Raw genomic sequence first — 18,485 nt, forward strand, 5'->3', positions numbered from 1 at the left:
TCCAATCTTGACTCGTTCAAGAAAGCGCGCGAGTCTGTGGTGCGTGGCGACGCCCATGGACTTCCGGCAGATGCTGCGCGGGGCCGCGCTGCGCGTGACCCGTCCCCGCCTGGCGGTGCTGAGCGCGGTGCACGCGCATCCGCACGCCGACACCGACTCGATCATCGGCGCCGTGCGCGCCGATCTCCCGGCGGTGTCCCACCAGGCGGTGTACGACTCGCTGCGCGCGCTCACGGCGGCGGGTCTGGTGCGGCGCATCCAGCCGTCCGGCCATGTGGCCCGGTACGAGTCACGGGTCGGCGACAACCACCACCACGTCGTCTGCCGGTCCTGCGGTGAGATAGCCGACGCCGACTGCGCGGTCGGTGAGGCGCCCTGTCTCAGCGCGTCCGACGACAGCGGCTTCTCGATCGACGAGGCCGAGGTCATCTACTGGGGCCTGTGCCCCGGGTGCGCCACCGCCCAGAGTTCCTGATGCGCACTGCTTAGCCCTGGAGGAACCATGTCCGAGAACAACGAGAGCATCGCCAACGACAAGGCCGCCGAAGCCGGAGGCGGGTGTCCGGTCGCGCACACGCGCGCGCCCCACCCGACCCAGGGCGGCGGCAACCGGGGCTGGTGGCCGGAGCGGCTCAACCTGAAGCTCCTCGCCAAGAACACCTCGGTGGTCAACCCGCTGGGTGAGGACTTCGACTACGCCGAGGCGTTCAACAGCCTCGACCTGGACGCCGTGAAGCAGGACCTCGCGCGCGTCCTCACCGACTCGCAGGAGTGGTGGCCCGCCGACTTCGGCCACTACGGCCCGTTGATCATCCGGATGGCGTGGCACAGCGCGGGCACCTACCGCGTCAGCGACGGCCGCGGCGGCGCCGGGGCGGGCCAGCAGCGCTTCGCGCCCCTCAACAGCTGGCCCGACAACGCGAGCCTCGACAAGGCCCGCCGCGTGCTGTGGCCGGTCAAGCAGAAGTACGGCCGGAAGATCTCGTGGGCCGACCTGATGATCCTCGCCGGCAACGTCGCGCTGGAGACGATGGGCCTGAAGACCTTCGGCTACGCCGGCGGCCGCGAGGACGCCTGGGAGGCGGAGGAGGACGTCTTCTGGGGCCCGGAGACCACCTGGCTGGACGACGAGCGCTACAGCGGCGACAGGGAGCTGGAGAACCCCCTGGCGGCGGTGCAGATGGGGCTCATCTACGTCAACCCGGAGGGCCCGAACGGCAACCCCGACCCGCTCGCCGCCGCGCGCGACATCCGCGAGACGTTCGGCCGGATGGCGATGAACGACGAGGAGACCGTCGCGCTGATCGCCGGCGGCCACACCTTCGGCAAGGCGCACGGCGCGGCCCCGGGCGACAGCATCGGCCCCGAGCCCGAGGGCTCCCCGCTGGAGGACCAGGGCCTCGGCTGGAAGGGCACGCACGGCACCGGCAAGGGCCGCGACTCCTACACCAGCGGCCTTGAGGTCACCTGGACGGCCACCCCCACCACCTGGGACAACACCTTCTGGGACAACCTCTTCGGCTACGAGTGGGAGCTGACCAAGAGCCCCGCCGGGGCGCACCAGTGGCGGCCGAAGGACGGCGCCGGGGCCAACACCGTCCCCGACCCCGAGGACGGCACGCTGAACCGGCAGCCGATGATGCTGACGACCGACCTGTCGCTGCGCTTCGACCCGATCTACGAGCCGATCTCGCGCCGCTTCAAGGACAACCCCGAGGAGTTCGCGGACGCGTTCGCCCGCGCCTGGTTCAAGCTCACCCACCGCGACATGGGGCCGGTCGCCCGCTACCTCGGCCCGGAGGTCCCCGCCGAGACGCTGATCTGGCAGGACCCCGTCCCCGCCGTGGACCACGAGCTCGTCGGCCCGCAGGACGTCGCCGAGCTCAAGGCCCGGCTCCTGGACTCCGGCCTGTCGGTCTCCCAGCTCGTCGCCACCGCGTGGGCGTCGGCCGCGTCCTTCCGCGGCACCGACAAGCGCGGCGGCGCCAACGGCGCGCGCATCCGGCTCGAACCGCAGCGGAGCTGGGAGGTCAACAACCCGAGCGAGCTGGCGACGGTGCTGCGGACGCTGGAGCGGGTGCAGGAGACCTGGAACGCCGAGCAGACCGGCGGCAAGCGGATCTCGCTGGCCGACCTGATCATCCTCGGCGGGTCCGCGGGCGTCGAGCGGGCGGCCAAGGACGCCGGCCACGACATCGAGGTGCCCTTCACCCCCGGGCGCACCGATGCCTCGCAGGAGCAGACCGACGTGGAGTCGTTCGAGGTGATGGAGCCGGCGCACGACGGCTTCCGCAACTACCTCAAGAAGGGCCACCTGCTGCCGGGCGAGTTCCTGCTGATCGACCGGGCGAACCTGCTCACGCTGAGCCCGCCGCAGATGACCGTGCTGCTCGGCGGCCTGCGCGTCCTCGGCGTGAACCACGGGCAGTCGTCCCTGGGCGTCCTCACCGACCGTCCCGGCACCCTGACCAACGACTTCTTCGTGAACCTGCTCGACATGGGCACGGTGTGGAAGGCGACGTCGGAGGAGGCGGAGACCTTCGAGGGCCGCGACGCCTCGGGCAAGGTCCGGTGGACCGGCAGCCGCGCCGACCTGGTGTTCGGCTCGAACTCCGAGCTGCGCGCGGTCGCGGAGGTCTACGCGAGCGACGACGCCGAGGAGAAGTTCGTCCAGGACTTCGTCGCGGCGTGGGTCAAGGTCATGAACCTCGACCGCTACGACCTCGCCTGAGCGTCCCGGCGGCGTCCAGGCCAGCCCGGTTCCGGGTCGGCCTGGACGTTTCCGCTGTTCAGGGGGTCTTCGGCCGGCAGTTCGGGCACAGGCCCCAGAACGTCACGTCGGCCTGGTCGACCAGGTAGCCCTCGTCGTCGGACGGGTCGAGGCAGGGCGCGGCCCCGACGACGCAGTCGACGTCCTTGACCGCGCCGCAGTTCCGGCACACCAAGTGGTGGTGGTTGTCGCCGACCCGCCCCTCGAACCGGGCGGGGCCGCCCGCCGGTTCGATCCGGCGCACGAGGCCCGCCGCCGTCAGCGCGTGCAGCGCCTCGTAGACGGCCTGGAGCGAGATGTGGCCGACGCGGTCGCGCACGCCGGAGGCGATCGTCTCGGCGTCGAGGTGGTCGCCGGCGCGGACGGTGTCGAGCAGCGCGACGCGTCCGGCCGTCACCCGGAGGCCGGCACCGCGCAGTTCCTCGGCGATGGACGGGGCGGACGGAGCGGTCACGGCAACCGAACCTGCCCTTCACGAATCATGAACGACTCAAGTCAACAAATGACATCAGTCTAAGTCACTTTTCCCATGATGCGCCGTCGGCGGGATCGGGCGCGGGAGGGGTCCCGGCGCCGTTCGGGGAGGCTTGGCGGCCATGCGCGAGACATTCAGGGCGGAAGTCCGCCAGATAGCGGGGGCCATCGCCTTCGAGACCGTGATGCGGCACGGCGACGCCCTGGCCAGATCCCCCCATGCCGAGCGGCTGATCGAGGCGATCGCGCGCCGGACGGCCGCCGAGATCGCGCACGAGATCGCCGACGAGCGCGCCGCCCGCGCCGAACAGCTCCTGGCCGGCGCGCGGGAGGCGGCCGGGGAGACGGCCGCCGCCACCGCGCGCGAGATCGCCGGGGCCGCCGCCGCGGCCGCCGCGTCCGAGGCCGCGGCGGCATCGCTGGCGGAGGTGCGCGCGGCCGTCGAGGAGGACGTGCGCGCGGCGCGCGCCGCCGCCGAGAACGACCGGAAGAACGCGTGGGCCGCGCTGCGGGACGCGCGCGAGGGCGCCAAACGGGACCTGCGGGCCGGCCGGGACTCGCTCAACGAGGCGCGCTCGGCCGTCGAGGAGGAGGTGAAGGCGGCCCGCTCGGCGGTCGGGGAGGAGCTGAAGGGCGCCCGCGCGTCGCTGGCGCGGACGCGGGAGGAGATGACGCGGCACATCGACCGGTTCGCCCGCGAGGAGGCCGCCCGCGTCGTCGCCGAGGTCGTCGCCGGCAACGTGCCGCCCGTCGTCGAGGTCAACGTCGAGGGCGCCCTGGCCCCGGTCCGGGTCGGCGGCCACACCCACCGGCTGCTCCCGGACGTGCTGCTCGCGCTCGGCGCGGGCTGCCACGTGCTGCTCGTCGGCCCCGCCGGGACCGGCAAGTCGATGATGGCCCAGCAGGCGGCGGAGGCGTTCGAGCAGGAGTTCCACGCGCTCTCGCTCGGCCCGACGACGCCGATGAGCAAGATCTTCGGCTACTACGACGCGCACGGCCACTACCACGGGACGCCGTTCCGCCGCGCGTTCGAGCACGGCGGGCTGATGCTGCTCGACGAGCTGGACAGCGGCCACCCCGGGCTGCTGGCGGAGCTGAACCAGGCGCTGTCGATCCGGTCGTGCGCGTTCGCCGACGGCATGGTCGAGGCGCACCCGGACTTCCGGCTCGTCGCCACCGCGAACACCTACGGCACCGGCGGCGACCGGCAGTACGTGGGCCGCCAGGCGCTCGACGCCGCGACGCTGGACCGCTACATCGTGATCGACGTGCCGGTGGACGAGGGCCTGGAGGAGCGCCTCGCGCTCGGGTTCGCGCCCTCGCGGCAGGACGAGGCGATGCGGGTGGTCGAGGAGGTGCGGCGGCTGCGGGCGACCGCCGCCGAGAAGCGGCTGCCGGTGATGTTCTCGCCCCGGGCCAGCATCGACGCGGCGCGCCTGCTCCAGGCGGGCGCGAGCGTCGAGCAGGCCATGCGCTGGCGGGTGGTGCGGGGCATGTCGGCCGCGCACCGCTCGGCCCTCGGCCTCGCCGAGGACGGCGCGGCGTGACCGACGCGGCGCCCCGGCACGGCGACACCGTCCACGCGCTGCCGCCGATGTGGTCCTGGCAGGAGTTCGTGGACCGTGCCCGCGCCCCCGACACCATCGAGGACGGCGAGGGCCGGGGCTGCGCGGACGACTGGGCCGGGGCGACCTGGGAGGAGGCGCTGCGGCTCGCCGAGGACGGCTGGACGACCGTCCTGCCCGAGGTCGACGCCGAGGTCGCCGAACTGCGCGAGCGGGTCGGCGCCGAGGTGCTGACCACCGCGCTCGTCCCCGCGTGGGATGTGACCGGCAGCGAGGTCGACATCGGCGCCTACCTGAGCGGCGAGCCTGAGTGCATGGTGGACGCGGTGCCGCAGCGCATCTCGACCCGCGGCCGCGTGGTGACGTTCTTCGTTCCGGCCGGATACGTGCACACGACCCCGCACTCGGCCGTCCACCATCGGGGCGTGGCGCTGGCCGCGCTGTGCTCCTCGATCATCGCCGCCGGGCACAGCGTCGAGATCTGGTCGGGCTTCTGCCCCTACGTGAGCACGACGGACCGCTACGCGTCCATCGCGCGGGTGGTCTCGGCGGCCGAGCCCTTCGACATGGGACGGCTGATGTTCGTGATGGCGCATCCGGCGATGCTGCGCCGCCTGTGGTGCGCCGTCTGGGACAGCGCCCCCACACCGAACGCCCTCACCATGTGGAGCGAGAACTACGGGCACGCCTCCTACGAGTGCTTCCCCGAAGACCTCCCGGAGGGCATCGAGGACCCGTACATCCTCCCGTTCCTGTCCCCGGCCGACCCGCAGTGGAGAACGGCGGAATCAGCGATCGCGTGGTGCCGAGAGATGTTCACCAGCCTCGGCCTGCTGCGCGCGGCCTGACGGCTAGGCGTCGCCTTCGCCGCCGCCGCTGGTGCTTCCGCCTCTGCCGCCTGACCCGTTGAGGATCCGGTCCACGAACACGCGGTAGTCGACCTCGCCGTTCGGGTGCCGGTACCGGATGCGCCACGGGACGGACGGCGGGTACGCCGGGATGTCCACGGCGGTCTTCCAGGGCAGCGCGACGTTCCGGAGCGTCGTGCTCCTCCCGCCGACCGTGTAGGTCAGCGACGTCAGCCGGACGTCGCCGGTCAGCCGGATCTCCAGCACGCGGGACCGCGCGGCGGGCACCGCCGACGCCGTCCTCAGGGGCGTCGGGGCCGCGCTCCCCGGCTCCCGCGCCTCCTTCTCCGGCGGCTCGCCGTTCTGCTGGAGGAGCAGCGCGCCGGCGGCGCCCCCGGACAGCGCCGCGACCAGCGCGCCCGCGCCCGCCAGCAGCGTCCGCCGCCGCGCGGGCTCCGGCGCCCGGGGCGCCGGGGGGTTCTCGATCTCGGTGATGTGCCGGTGGATCTCGTCCCGGATCGGCGGCGGCCACGCCGAGGGCGCGCCGGGTGCGAGCGATCCGGCGAGGTCGCGCAGCCCGGGACGGGACGCCGGGTCGGGCCGCAGGCACCCGGCGACCACCGCCCGCAGCGCCTCGTCGGGGACGGCCGCGGGGTCGTCGGGCGGCTCGCCGGTGCATGCGAACACCAGCGTGGCGCCCAGGGAGTAGACGTCGGACGGCGGCCCGGTCGCCGCCCCGGCCTCCTGCTCGGGCGAGGCGAACCCGCGCGACCCCACCGGGCACCCCGCGACCGGCGCGCCGTCCCGCGACTCCTGGGCGATGCCGAAGTCGATCACGCGCGGGCCCTCGGCGGTGAGCAGCACGTTCGCCGGTTTCAGGTCGAGGTGCGCGTACCCGGCGCGGTGGATCAGCGTGAGCGCCTCGGCCAGCCCGGCCGCCAGCGCGCGCGCCGCGTCCGGCGGCAGCGGGCCGAACCGCCGGACGGCGTCGCGCAGCGACACCCCCGGCACGAACTCGGTCGCCATCCAGGGGCGCCGCCCGCCGGGGTCCGCGTCGAGCAGGCCGGGCCCGTACAGGCCGCCGACCTCGCGGGTCGCGGCCACCTCGCGGCGGAAGCGCGCGCGGTGCTCCGGGTCGTCGGCGAACTCGGCGTGCATCATCTTCACCGCGACCGGGCGTCCGCCGGCGGACCGGCCGAGGTAGACGACCGCCATGCCCCCCGACCCGGCGCGCGCCATGATCCGGAACCGCCCGACCGACCTCGGGTCGCTCTGCTCCAGCGGTCGCACCGGCTAGACCCCGTCCGGCGGGGTGAGGGCCAGCACCGACCCGTCGGCGGTGCCGACGAACACCGAGCCGCCGACGGCGACCGGCGCGGACGTCCGGATGGTCACATCGGCCGGGTACCGCCACCGCGTGTGCCCGTCGGCCGCGTCCAGCGCGTAGACGTGGTGGTCGGCGCAGCCCACGTACACCGTGCCCCCGTCGACGCCGAGCGCGTTCCACTGGTTCCGGGACGTGGTCGCGAACAGCCGCCGCGACCACACCGGCTCACCGGTCGCGGCGCGGAGGGCGAGGACGTCCCCGGCGGCGGTCCCGAAGTAGAGCAGACCGGCCCCGGCCGCGAACCCGGAGCTCTCGTAGACGTCATTGCCGATCTGCCGCTTCCACACGGGCGCCCCGGTGTCGGCCCGCAGCGCGTGCACCGTGCCGGGGCCGTCGCAGACGAACACTTGGCCGTAGCACGCCTGCGGGTAGTGGGCCCAGGTCGCCGGGTACCTCCACCTGAGCCGTCCGGTGCCCGCGTCCAGGGCGGACACCGCTTTCCTGTCGGCCGCGACGACGAGGTCGCCGTCCACGGCGATGCCCATCTCGGCGCCGACGCGCGTGGTCCAGCGCCGCCGCCCGGTGCGCGCGTCCAGGGCGGTGACGGTCTCGTAGCCGAAGCAGGACACGTCCTCGCCCGCCACCGGATACATCGGGACCGCCTCGGACGGCCACGGATGACCCCACCGCTCGGTCCCGGACGAGGCGCGCACCATGCGGATCCGTCCGCCGAAGTGGTCGTACAGGAACACCCCGTCGCCGTCCACGCTGACGTGGGTGATGTCCCACGAGTGCTGCTTCCAGCGGGTCCTGCCGGTCTTCGGGTCGAGCGCGCGCAGCAGGCCCTCGGAGTGCGCCAGCACGACGCCGCCTGCGGCGGCGAGGTCGGGGTAGTAGTCGCCCACGCCCACCTTCCACCGCCGCACCGCGAGCGGCGGCGGCCGGGTCGGTGAGGGCCGGACGCTCGGCGACGCCGCCCCGGCGGCCGGGCCGGGCGCCGCCCGCCCACCGCCCCCGCGCTCGCCCCGCGACAGCGCCACCAGCGCCGCGCCCGTACCGGCGAACGCCACCGCCGCCGCGCCGCCGACGAGCAGGGCGCGCCTGCTCACCGGGGGCTCGCCGTCCTCGGCGGGCGGGCGCTCGGGCGGGTTCCGGGCCTCGTGCGCGCGGACGTCGATGGCCGCGGCGATCCCGTCCGGCAGCCACCGGGCGCCGTGCGCGGGGCCCGCCCCGTCGAGCCTGGCCAGCAGCTCGCCGGCGGACGGCCGCAGCTCAGGCTCGGGCTGGAGGCAGTCCTCGATCAGGTCGCGCAGCCACGCGTCCTCCAGGTCGCCGAGCCGGGCGTCGACCCCGTCGCGGGACGGCTCGGCGCCGGTCGCGGCGAACGCGAGCACGGCGCCGAGTGAGTACACGTCGCTGGACGGCCCGACCCTGCGCCCCGCCGCCTGCTCGGGCGACATGAACCCCGGGGTGCCCGGGTTGAAGCCCACCCGGGTGATCGTGACGGCGTCCTCGGGCCGGGCGATCCCGAAGTCGATCACCCGGGGTCCCCCGGCGGTCAGCATGATGTTCGCGGGCTTCAGGTCGCGGTGGGTCAGCCCCGCCCGGTGGATGTCGACCAGCGCCTCGGCGAGCCCGGCCGCCAGCGTGCGGACGGCCGCCGCCGGGAGCGTGCCCTGCCCGGCGACCGCCTCGCGCAGCGTCACCCCCGGCAGGTAGGCGGTGACCAGCCAGGGCGCCGCCGCCTCCGCGTCGGCGTCCAGCACCGGCGCCGTGAACGCGCCGCTGACCGTGCGGGCCGCGCCGATCTCCCGCCCGAACCGCGCCCGGTACGTCGCCTCGCCCGCGTGCCGGGCGCCGATGACCTTGACCGCCACCGTGCGGCCGCCGGGCGAGCGGCCGAGGTAGACCACGCCCATGCCGCCGGTGCCCAGCCGGGCCAGCAGGCGGTAGCGGCCGACCCGTCCTGGATCGTCCGGCCGCAACCGCTCCACGCCTCTGCCTTCCCCACGCGCGTCCTGAGATCACACCGCCCCCATAATGGCGCCCGCACTCCCGGTCCGGAAGCCGGGACGCCCTGGTTGGTAATTCGACTCACAAGCGCGAGCCGAATTGAGCCGGACGATCACTTGGGGCGAATATCGGCGGGCCTCCAAGCCGCTTTTGATTACTCGGTGTCAGCGCGCGAGGGTGGCCAGGGCGTCGATTACCGGGGCGGGGTCGAGCGGGCCGAGGTGGGAGGCGCCCGGGAAGTCGTGGACGCGGAACCGGTTGCGCGGCGTCAGCTCGTCGGCCTCGGCGATCATGCGGTCCTGGAGCGCGGTGGCGATCGTGCGGTCGTCACCGAAGCGCAGGTAGGTGCGGGGGAGGCGGCCCCAGGTCTCGGCGCGGCCGACCGCCCGCCCGGCGTAGGCCCTGGTGGGCTCGTCGGTCTGGACCATGCCCAGCACGCGGCGGAAGGCGTCGTCGGGATAGTCCGCGCACATCATCGCCTTGAGCGCCGCGAGGTCCTTGGCGTCGCCCGTGCGCGGATTCAGCCGCATCACGCCGAGCCGCTCGGAATCACCGATGATCTGGTCGTAGGGAATGAGCGCCTCCTTGTTCTCGGGCGCCGCCGTGCAGTCGTCCGGACTGGGCATGCTCCGGCTGGGGCAGAACGCGGCCATGTAGCAGATGTGGTGCAGCAGGTGCGGGACGGCGTCGCCGACCCGGCTGACCGAGGCGCCGCCCAGGCTGTGCCCGACCAGCACGACCGGGCCGAGCGCGGCGGCCCGGCGCACGACGCCGGTGACGCGCCGCTCGTAGTCGTCCAGGCCGAGGCCCGCGAGCGGCGACGGCTCGGTGGCGAGGGCCGCGAGGTCCTGCCGCTGGTAGGACTCGGGGACGAACGCCTCCGCGCCGTGCATGGGCTGGTCGATCGCGACGACCTGGTGCCCCCGCAGGGAGAGTTCGCGGGCGATCGGGAGCCAGAAGGCCCCGGCGCTGTGGGTTCCGTGCACGAGGACGTAGGTGGTCGGCCTCCGGCGCGTTTCCGCCCTGGCCTCCGGTGCGCCGAGCCCCGCCGCGAGCGCGGCGCCCCCCGCGGCCAGTCCGAGCCCTCGCATCGCCGCCCGCCGACCGGGCAGCGCCGGTCCGGTGTGATCTGTGGTCATGGCCACGACGCTAGGGAGCGGCCGGACGCCCGGACATGGGCCTGGCCTCCCCTGCGGGGTGGGCCTGGCACCACATCCGGTCGCGTCACGGGCCCGCCGTCACGTAGCCGCCGCCGGTGAAGATCAGCGGGGGCTCCGCGACGCGCGCGGGGATCACCTCGACGACCTCGCCGACGAACAGCGTGTGGTCGCCGAGCCGGATGCGCCGCCGCACCCGGCAGTCGAAGGCGACCAGGCTGTCCAGCAGCAGCGGGTTCCCCGTCGCCAGCGTCGGCCGCCACCGGATCCCCGCGAACTGGTCCGCCTCCATCGGCGCGCTCGCGGCGAACCGCTCGGCCTGCTCCCGCTGGTCGCGGGCCAGGACGTTGACGGTGTAGGAGCCGGTGTGGTGAAGGATCTCGTGCGTGCGGGCCCGGACGCCGACCGACGCCAGCAGCGTCGGCGGGTCGGTCGAGACCGAGAGCACGGCGTTCATCGTCATCGCGTGCGGCCTGCCCTGGCAGCGGGTGGTGAGCGCCACGACGCCGGTCGCCAGGTGCCGCATCGCCCACCGGTGCTCCTCGCCCGTCACCACACGGGCGCCTTGGGCGCGGGCCCGGTGAGGGCCGGGAAGTGCGGGACCACCTCGGTGGCGATCTGCTCGACGACCTCGGCGGCCGGACGCGAGCCGTGCTGGACGCCGAGCGCCGCGTGGTTGATCCCGACCTCCTGCCAGCGTCCGAGCAGGTCGATGAGCCCCTTGGTGCCGGTGCGCATGACGAATCCGGCGCGCAGCGGCGTGGGCGGGTGGTTCGCGTCCTCGACGAGGTCGATCCACTCGTTGGTGGCCACGGGCTTGAACCGCCCGCCGGGGACGAGGTCGCGCCACTTCTTGGCGCTGCGTCCGAGGGCGCTGGTGCCCATCGAGGTGTAGGGGTCGCCGGGGTAGGTGAGCCAGCCGTCGGCATGCTCGGCGTTCCACTCCGCCTTCTGCTGGGACGACCCGGTGACCAGGATCGGGATGCGGCGGCTGACCGGCTTCGGGAGCAGATCGACGTCCCGCATCTGGCCGAGCGGGGACGACACGACCGGGCTGCGCTTCTCCAGCAGCGTGCGGAACATGTCGACCGCCTGGCGGAAGCGCTCGCCCCGCGTCTCGTAGTCCACGCCGTAGGCGGGGAACTCGGCGGGCCGGTCGCCGCTGGCCGCGCCGAGGATCAGCCGGCCGCCCGACAGGTGGTCGATGGAGGCCGCCTGCTTGGCGAGGTCGATGGGGTGCCGCAGCGTGAAGATCGCGCTGCCCGCCGCCAGCGCCGCCTCGCTGGTGTGCGCGGCCAGCCAGGCGAGGTAGGTCCAGGGGTCGTAGACCTGGCCGATGTCGCCGAAGCTCGGGACGGTCAGCGGGACGTCGCGGACCCAGATGGCCGAGAACCCCGACCGGTCGGCCAGCTTCACCGCCTCGCCCTGGCCGGACATCTTCGCCATGTCGCCGGAGTAGGGCCACAGGGGCAGGAACAGGCCGACGGTGAGGCGGCCGGGCGCGAACATCCGCTGGAATCCGGGGTGGTCGTCCAGCAGGGTCATCACGGGCCTCCAAGTAGAGCGTTCGTTCTAGTGACGGTCCATGAGTAGCACTAGAACGAACGTTCTATCAAGTACGATGAGGCGATGGACGCACCTCCGGCCCCCCGCGCCCCCGCCGACGGCACCCGTACGCGGATCGTGCGCGCCGCCGCCGTGCTGATGCAGCGGCAGGGCTACGAGGCGACCGGCATCAAGCGCATCGCGCAGGACGCCGGTGCCACGCTCGGCTCGGTGTACCACTTCTTCCCCGGCGGCAAGAAGGAGCTGGCCGTCGAGGCGCTGCGGCACGGGGCGCAGGAGTTCACCGACCTGCTCCGCACCGGGCTCGACAGCAGCGACGACCCCGCCGAGGCCGTCGCCGAGTGCGCCCGGCTGCTGGCGCGGACGCTGCGCGACTCCGACTGGACCGACGGCTGCCCGGTCGCCGCGACCGCGCTGGAGTTCATCGGCCGCTCGCCCGCGATCCAGCTCGCCTCGGAGGAGGCGCTGGGGAGGTGGCGCGAGCTGCTGGCGGGCAAGCTCGGCGCGGCCGGGATCTCCGACGAGGTCGCGCGCGAGCTGGCGTGCTCGGTGCTCAGCACGCTCGAAGGCGCCGAGCTGCTGTGCCGCGTCTCGGCGAGCGAGGAGCCGCTGCACATCGCCGGCCGCCACCTGGCCCGGCTGATCCGGTCCTTCTGATCAGTCGTCCCGGGCGCAGCGGAAGCCGTGCGCGAACGACGACCAGCCGGTCGGGTCGCCGTGCATGCGCTCGCTGCACCGGGTCTGGTAGCGGAAGTTCATCCAGGAGCCCCCGCGGATGACCCGGTAGCGGCCCATGGCCGCCCGCAGCGTCGGGTCGCATTCGGTCGAGGCGTCGTAGAGGTGGGAGAGCGTCGAGGTCCATTCGTAGACGTTCCCGGCCATGTCGGCGCAGCCGTACTCGCTGTCGCCGCGCGGGGAGAACGCGCCGACCGGGGACGTCCGCGGGACCGGGCCGTCCTGCGCGCACGTCGCCCGCCACCACGCCTTCCACGCCGCGAGCGTGTTCAACGCCCCGGCGTGGAACTCGGCGGTGTTGGCGTTGCCGGTGTCCCACTTGTCGCCCCACGGCCAGATGCGGAATCCCGGGCCGCCGCGCGCCGCGAACTCCCATTCCGCCTCGGTCGGCAGCCGCTTCCCCGCCCACGCCGCGAAGGCGACGCAGTCCTCCCAGGAAACATGGACGACGGGGTGGTCCCGCATTTCCGCCGAGCTGGTCCCGGGCCCGCCCGGCGCGCGCCAGCACACGCCGTCGATCTCCTGCCACCCGCGCTCGGTGTAGACGAGGCCGTAGCCGCGCGCCTCGGCGTCGGTGACATGGCCCGTGCTCTCGGTGAACCGGGCGAACTCGGCGACCGTGACGGGATGGCGGTCGATCCGGTAGGGGGCGAGGGTCTGGACGAACTGGGGCGTCTCATCGCCGAACCAGATGCGGGGCAGCGGCTGGTCGTTGTCGTCCAGCCAGTCCAGCAGCCACGGCGGCGACCCCTGGAGGAATTCGCCTCCGGGGACCCGTACCATTTCCCCCACCGCGTCCTCCCAAAGGTCGTTGGTGCCTTTCCAAGAGCACCATGGCCGCGCCGTTCCGGACATCTCCCCGATTGCTCGCCACCGCCGCTATGATCGCGATTTCCGAGCGCAAAGGATGGCCCTCGTGGAGATGAAGATCGAGGTTGTCCCGGTTCCCGTCTCCGACCTGGACGCGGCGAAGGACTTCTACGCGAACAGGATCGGATTCCACGTCGACATCGACAGGGTCGTCCCCGGCGGAAGGCGCGTCCTGCAACTGACGCCGCCCGGGTCGGGATGCTCGATCCACCTGGTCGAGGGCGCGAACCCCGTGGTCGGGCTGACGGTCGTCGTGCCCGACCTCCGCGCGACCCACGCCCGGCTCACCGCGTCCGGCGCCCCGGTGTCGGAGGTCATGCACCACGAGGGCGGCGAGCGGGTGCCGGGCTACAGCGACGAGCCGTGGAGCGCCATGGCCTCCTTCACCGACCCGGACGGAAACCACTGGGTCGTCCAGGAGCGTCCGTCCGGCCCGTGAGGCTCAGGTCCCGTGAGGCTCAGGTGGCGCCGCTGTCGAGCTGCGCCAGCCAGCGCGGGTTCGCGCGGGCCCACTCGATCGTGCGGGCCAGCCCCTCGCGCAGCGTGGTGCGCGGCGTCCAGCCGAGCAGCTCGCGGGCCTTGGTGTTGTCGGGGACGCGGCGCGGCAGGTCCTCGTAGGTCGCGCCGAACGACCGCGAGGTGTCGACCGGGATCGTCGGCGCCTCGGTCCCGGTCAGCTCGGTGATGAGGTGGACGGCGTCGGTGATCGTGGTCTCCGTCGTGCCGCCGACGTTGATGGCCTCGCCGGGCGAGTCCGGGTGCGTCCCGGCGAGGAACGTGCCCTCGGTGACATCGTCGACGAAGGTGAAGCAGCGGGTCTGCTTGCCCTGGTCGTAGACGATCGGCGGCAGCCCGTTCAGCGCCCGGTGCACGCTGCGGCTGACGAGGTAGGCGGGGCGCTGGCGCGGCCCGTAGACGTTGAAGTAGCGGACGATCGTCGCGTCCAGGCCGTGGGCGCGCGCGAACGCGAACGTCAGGTGCTCGGTCAGCGCCTTGCTGGAGGAGTAGGCCCACCGGTCGGTGGTGGTCGGGCCGAGGACGCGGTCGTCGTCCTCCCGCCAGGGCACGTTGGGGTTCTTGCCGAACACCTCGCTGGTGCTGGCGACGACCAGCCGCGTCCCGGCCTTGGCCGCCAGGTCCAGGACGTTCCTGGTGCCGGTGACGTTGATGTCGATGACCTCCAGCGGCCGGGCGAGGTACTGGTCCACCCCCACCGAGGCCGCCAGGTGGTAGACGACGTCCACGCCGGGCCGGATCGCCCTGCCCAGCGCGTCCCGGTCCCGGACGTCCCCGCTGACGTGCTCGCTGACCTGACCGGCGGCGCGCGAGTCGGCGGGGGACTCGGCCGCGTCGAACACCGTCACCCGGTGGCCGCTCGCGACCAGCCGCTCCACCAGGTGGCTGCCGATGAAGCCCGCCCCCCCGGTGACGACCGCGTGCGGGGCGCTCATCGCCCGATCCCCCGGTACCGGTAGCCCAGCTCGCGAAGCATGGCGATCTTCTCCTTGGAGTAGTAGGCGCGGCCGTCCAGCAGCAGGCAGGAGGCGGCGACGGGCAGCGCGGCGAAGTCGATGCCGGTGAACCGCTCGTGCAGCGCCAGGACTGCGACGCAGTCGGCGTCGCGGACGGTGTCCTCCAGCGACGCGGCCGGCCGCGTCCCGACGAGCCGTTCGGCCTGGTCGGGGTCCACGAGCGGGTCGTGCGAGCGCACCGCGACGCCCGCGCCGAGGAGTTCGGCCACGACGTCGCGGACGGGGGTCGCCCGCAGGTCGCCGGTGTTGTTCTTGAACGCCAGGCCGAGGATCGCGACCGTCGACTCCGCCGGGTCCTTGCCGCGCTCGCGCAGGTCGTCCAGGATCAGCCGGGCGGTGTAGGCGGGCATCCCCGCGTTCGCCCGCCGTCCGACCTGCGGGGTGTGGATCTCCAGCCCGCGCGAGGCGGCGGTCTGCCACACCATCCACGGGTCCTTGGTCAGGCACGACCCGCCGACCCCGACGCTCGGCATCAGGATGTTGACGCTGCCCTTGCCCTTGGTGATGGAGTTCGCGGCGGCGATCACGTCGAGCACGTCGACCCCGAACAGCGAGCAGAACTGGGCCAGCTCGTTGGCGAGGGCGATGTTCAGGTCGATCCACCAGTTGTCGGCGAGCTTGACGATCTCGGCGGACTCCAGCGAGTCCTGCGGGATCACCTGCACGTTCAGGGCCTTCTGCCAGAACGCCATCGCCTCGGTGGTGCTGCGCTCGTCGAGCCCGCCGACGACGATCGGCAGCGTGCGCAGGTCGGTGAGCGCCGTGCCCTCGGCGAGCCGCTCGGGGCTGAAGGCCAGCAGGAAGTCGCGCCCGCCGACCAGGCCGCCCGCCTGGAGCAGCGGCAGCACCAGCTCGCGGGTCGTGCCCGGCGGCACGGTGCTCTTGCAGATGACGAGCTGGCCCTCGCGCAGGTGGCGGGCCAGCTCCGTGCACGCGCCGCGGAGCTGGTCCTCGGCGAGCGTCATGGCGTCGGTGATGGGCGTCCCGACCGCGATGAGCACGACCGGGGCCTCGGCGACGGCGGCGTAGTCGGTGGTGGCGCGCAGGCGCCCCTCGTCCAGGGCGCGCCGCGCCGCGCCCGCGACGCCGGGCTCCTGCGAGCGGACGACGCCCGCGCCGAGGTCGGCGACGAGGTCCGGGTCGTTGTCCACGCCGATGATGTCGAAGCCCGCGTCGGTGAGCGCCGTGGCGACGCACAGCCCCACGTATCCGAGCCCGATCACGGCGATCGTCTGTCTGTCCGGCATGACGGTCCTCACCAGGTGACGGGGAACGCCAGCAGTCGCTGGACGGTGGCGTCGTTGAAGGCGGGTATCTCGGCGACCGGGACGGCCGGGCGCAGCGAGGGCAGGCGCTTGGTGAGCGCGCGGAACGCGATCCGCAGCTCCAGCTGCGCCAGGTTGTGGCCGAGGCAGCGGTGCAGCCCGTAGCCGAACGCGAAGTGGTGGTCGGGCGGCAGCGTGATGTCGAGCGCGCCCGGGTGGCCGGTCACGCTCGGGTCGAGGTTGGCCCCGGCGAAGCTGACCAGCAGTCCGTCACCGGCCTTGATGACCTGCCCCGCGATCTCGATGTCCTCGGTGGCGACCCGCGCGAGCTGCTCGACCAGCGAGGTGTGCCGCAGGATCTCATCGACCGCCGCCGGGATCAGCGTCTCGTCCTCGACGAGCGCCTCGTACTGGCCGGGGGTGTCGAGCAGGGCCAGCGTGCCCAGCGCGATCGCGCTGGTGGAGGTGACCGTGCCCGCGACGAGGATCGCGAACGCGAACTGGACGAGCTCGCCGGGGGCCATCCGCCCCTCCGCGACCTCGGAGTCGAGCAGCTCGGTCAGCAGGCCCTCGCGCAGGTTCGCCCGCCCGTCGCCGACGAGGTCGGTGAGGTAGCCGGTCAGCTCCTCCATCGCCGCGTCCGCCCGGTCGGGGTCGAACAGCTCCCGCGCCGGCTTCTCGAACCGGTCCCGGTCCTCGTAGGGGACGCCGAGGAACGCGCAGACCACCATCATCGGCACCGGCGCGGCGAACGCGGTCATCAGGTCGGCGGGCGGGCCCTGCGCGAGCAGCGCGTCCACCCGCTCGTCCACGATCCGCTCGATCTCGGGACGGTGCGCCGCGACGCGCCGGGCCGTGAAGTGGGGGAGCAGCATCTGCCGCTGCCGGGTGTGCTCGGGCGGGTCGACGCCGAACAGCGCGCCCGCGAAGCCGCCCTCCTCCTCCTTGGCCATCTCCCTGGTGCCGCGCATGTGCAGGTGCCGCGGGTCCAGGACCGGGTAGTCGGGGAAGCCCGACCGGCTGGACATGCGCTTGTCCGACAGCAGCGCGCGCACCTCGGCGGGGCCGGTGGCCAGCCAGGTCGTCCGGCCGTCGTAGAGCCGGACGCGCTGGAGCGGCCCGGCGGCGTGCAGCGCGGCGGTCCCGTCCGGCGCCCGGTAGGGGCATTCGCGGGTGAGCGGGTAGTCCGGCAGGTCGCCGGTGGGGCTGGGGTCGACGGGTGTGGCCGTCATGGGGTCCTCCTGCCGGCGGTCAGCGGTGCGCTTCTTGGAAGCCGATGTGGGCGTAGTGGTCGGCGATGGCGTGGAACGACTCCTTGGGCTCCAGGCGGTAGTCGGAGCCCGCGTCGGCGAAGTCGTCGCGGATCGTCTTGACGATGCACATGCTGGCGGTGTCCAGGTCGAGGCTCGGGTCGAAATGGTGCGGATGCGTCGGGTGGACGAGTTCGGAGACGGTCGCGCCGCGGACCCCGGCCTCCTGGAAAATGCCGAGCATCTTCAGGTGGTAGGCGGCCTGCGCGCTCTCGTCGCGGGTGTAGGTATCCAGCACGCGGGGCGGATCCTGGTAGCGGTCGACGATGTCGTAGAAACGGAACGCCATCTTCTCGGCATCGGTGTAGGTGGCGGTTCCGTATTCCGCGATGTCGATCGGCTTGTTCCATTTGCGGTAGGGGCTGATCAGGCTGATGTGGTCGGCCGCCGCGGGCAGATATGTCGGCAGGTACTGGTACATCAGCCCGATGCTGTCGAACGGCGTCCAGTCGACCTGCTCGAAGGGCGCGGCCGAATAGCTGAGCGGGCCGTCGAAGATCGAGCGGGCCGTGGCGGCGGCGCGTCCGAGGAAGTCGTTGAGCGGGCCCGCCGCCTCGGTGAAGTCGATGCGCCCGTCGGGCTCCAGCAGGTAGTGGTCAAGGTCGGCGTAGGCGTTGGCCATCCGCTGGTGGTAGGGGTGGCCTGGGGCGATGCCCGGCGTGAAGATCAGGTGGACGGCGCCGACCGTCAGCTCGACGTCGCCGCCGTCGGCGCGCAGCGCCTGCGCCAGGCGCGCCCCCTCGGCGAGGTGGTCGAGGATCTCGTCCTGGGTGTGGTCGACCAGCCGGGGCTGGAGCCGCACGCGCAGCCCGTTGTCGAGGGCCGCGGAGGCGGTCGCGGCCAGCCGGGAGTGGTCGGTGCCGTAGACGGTGACGGCGTTGCAGTTCAACTGGTCGCTGATGAGGGAGATCTCCTCGACCATGTGGTCCTCGTTCCACATGATCCGCGACAGTTCGCCTTGGCCCGTGCTGAAGTTGGTCCCGGTGTCGTAGGCGACCCCGCGCAGGGCCAGGCTTGCCGGTTCCGGCGTGGCCATTCCGCTCCCCTTTTCGC

The 18,485-nt window shown here is 73.4% G+C and carries 17 protein-coding genes; 6 read left to right on the forward strand and 11 right to left on the reverse strand.

Going from position 1 to position 18,485, the window contains the following annotated elements:
- Positions 1-70: 70 nt before the first annotated feature.
- Complete coding sequence (locus GNZ18_RS17425) at positions 71-475, forward strand: Fur family transcriptional regulator (RefSeq protein ID WP_281378023.1); 405 nt, start codon at positions 71-73, stop codon at positions 473-475.
- Positions 476-502: 27 nt separating this feature from the next.
- On the forward strand, positions 503-2,731 hold the full coding sequence (gene katG / locus GNZ18_RS17430) for a catalase/peroxidase HPI (protein ID WP_156217476.1): 2,229 nt from the start codon (positions 503-505) through the stop codon (positions 2,729-2,731).
- A gap of 58 nt (positions 2,732-2,789) precedes the next feature.
- Here katG and GNZ18_RS17435 read toward each other — a convergent pair whose 3' ends face one another.
- Complete coding sequence (locus tag GNZ18_RS17435; RefSeq protein ID WP_214615390.1) at positions 2,790-3,224, reverse strand: Fur family transcriptional regulator; 435 nt, start codon at positions 3,222-3,224, stop codon at positions 2,790-2,792.
- A 142-nt stretch (positions 3,225-3,366) separates the two neighbouring features.
- Between GNZ18_RS17435 and GNZ18_RS17440 the strand changes: the two genes are divergently transcribed.
- The gene (locus tag GNZ18_RS17440; protein WP_156217477.1) at positions 3,367-4,791 is read left to right on the forward strand and encodes an AAA family ATPase; all 1,425 of its coding nucleotides are present in this window, start codon (positions 3,367-3,369) and stop codon (positions 4,789-4,791) included.
- Positions 4,788-5,657 (forward strand): DUF7192 family protein, encoded by an 870-nt coding sequence (locus GNZ18_RS17445; RefSeq protein WP_216651328.1) that lies wholly within the window; start codon positions 4,788-4,790, stop codon positions 5,655-5,657. Before GNZ18_RS17440 ends, GNZ18_RS17445 begins: the two co-directional genes overlap by 4 nt.
- A gap of 3 nt (positions 5,658-5,660) precedes the next feature.
- Here GNZ18_RS17445 and GNZ18_RS17450 read toward each other — a convergent pair whose 3' ends face one another.
- The 5 genes from GNZ18_RS17450 to GNZ18_RS17470 all read right to left on the reverse strand — a co-directional run bounded on the left by GNZ18_RS17450 (position 5,661) and on the right by GNZ18_RS17470 (position 11,699).
- Complete coding sequence (locus tag GNZ18_RS17450; RefSeq protein ID WP_156217478.1) at positions 5,661-6,947, reverse strand: serine/threonine-protein kinase; 1,287 nt, start codon at positions 6,945-6,947, stop codon at positions 5,661-5,663.
- A gap of 3 nt (positions 6,948-6,950) precedes the next feature.
- On the reverse strand, positions 6,951-8,978 hold the full coding sequence (locus GNZ18_RS17455; RefSeq protein ID WP_216651329.1) for an outer membrane protein assembly factor BamB family protein: 2,028 nt from the start codon (positions 8,976-8,978) through the stop codon (positions 6,951-6,953).
- Between the two features lie 183 nt (positions 8,979-9,161).
- Entirely contained in the window at positions 9,162-10,136 is a 975-nt protein-coding gene (locus tag GNZ18_RS17460; RefSeq protein ID WP_173390795.1) for an alpha/beta hydrolase, read from the reverse strand.
- Between the two features lie 85 nt (positions 10,137-10,221).
- Positions 10,222-10,707, reverse strand: coding sequence for a flavin reductase family protein (locus tag GNZ18_RS17465; RefSeq protein WP_156217479.1), 486 nt, complete (start codon positions 10,705-10,707; stop codon positions 10,222-10,224).
- The gene (locus GNZ18_RS17470; RefSeq protein ID WP_156217480.1) at positions 10,704-11,699 is read right to left on the reverse strand and encodes an LLM class oxidoreductase; all 996 of its coding nucleotides are present in this window, start codon (positions 11,697-11,699) and stop codon (positions 10,704-10,706) included. Before GNZ18_RS17470 ends, GNZ18_RS17465 begins: the two co-directional genes overlap by 4 nt.
- Before the next feature lie 84 nt (positions 11,700-11,783).
- Here GNZ18_RS17470 and GNZ18_RS17475 point away from each other — a divergent pair, with 84 nt between their 5' ends.
- Positions 11,784-12,377, forward strand: coding sequence for a TetR/AcrR family transcriptional regulator (locus GNZ18_RS17475; RefSeq protein WP_156217481.1), 594 nt, complete (start codon positions 11,784-11,786; stop codon positions 12,375-12,377).
- Here GNZ18_RS17475 and GNZ18_RS17480 read toward each other — a convergent pair whose 3' ends face one another.
- On the reverse strand, positions 12,378-13,238 hold the full coding sequence (locus GNZ18_RS17480; protein ID WP_246249958.1) for a formylglycine-generating enzyme family protein: 861 nt from the start codon (positions 13,236-13,238) through the stop codon (positions 12,378-12,380).
- A 139-nt stretch (positions 13,239-13,377) separates the two neighbouring features.
- Between GNZ18_RS17480 and GNZ18_RS17485 the strand changes: the two genes are divergently transcribed.
- Positions 13,378-13,764 carry a VOC family protein gene (locus tag GNZ18_RS17485; protein WP_214615382.1) on the forward strand — a complete coding sequence of 129 codons (387 nt, stop codon included), beginning with the start codon at positions 13,378-13,380 and terminating at the stop codon, positions 13,762-13,764.
- A gap of 19 nt (positions 13,765-13,783) precedes the next feature.
- Here GNZ18_RS17485 and GNZ18_RS17490 read toward each other — a convergent pair whose 3' ends face one another.
- The 4 genes from GNZ18_RS17490 to GNZ18_RS17505 are packed head-to-tail and all read right to left on the reverse strand — an operon-like array spanning position 13,784 to position 18,468.
- Entirely contained in the window at positions 13,784-14,776 is a 993-nt protein-coding gene (locus tag GNZ18_RS17490) for an NAD-dependent epimerase/dehydratase family protein (RefSeq protein WP_156217484.1), read from the reverse strand.
- Positions 14,773-16,104 carry a nucleotide sugar dehydrogenase gene (locus tag GNZ18_RS17495; protein ID WP_156217485.1) on the reverse strand — a complete coding sequence of 444 codons (1,332 nt, stop codon included), beginning with the start codon at positions 16,102-16,104 and terminating at the stop codon, positions 14,773-14,775. The genes GNZ18_RS17490 and GNZ18_RS17495 overlap by 4 nt, the downstream gene beginning before the upstream one ends.
- A gap of 8 nt (positions 16,105-16,112) precedes the next feature.
- Entirely contained in the window at positions 16,113-17,354 is a 1,242-nt protein-coding gene (locus tag GNZ18_RS17500) for a cytochrome P450 (protein WP_156217486.1), read from the reverse strand.
- A gap of 19 nt (positions 17,355-17,373) precedes the next feature.
- Entirely contained in the window at positions 17,374-18,468 is a 1,095-nt protein-coding gene (locus GNZ18_RS17505; protein WP_156217487.1) for a glycoside hydrolase family 113 protein, read from the reverse strand.
- Positions 18,469-18,485: the final 17 nt, after the last annotated feature.

The sequence above is a fragment of the Actinomadura litoris genome, assembly GCF_009733595.1.
Lineage (GTDB): Bacteria > Actinomycetota > Actinomycetes > Streptosporangiales > Streptosporangiaceae > Spirillospora > Spirillospora litoris.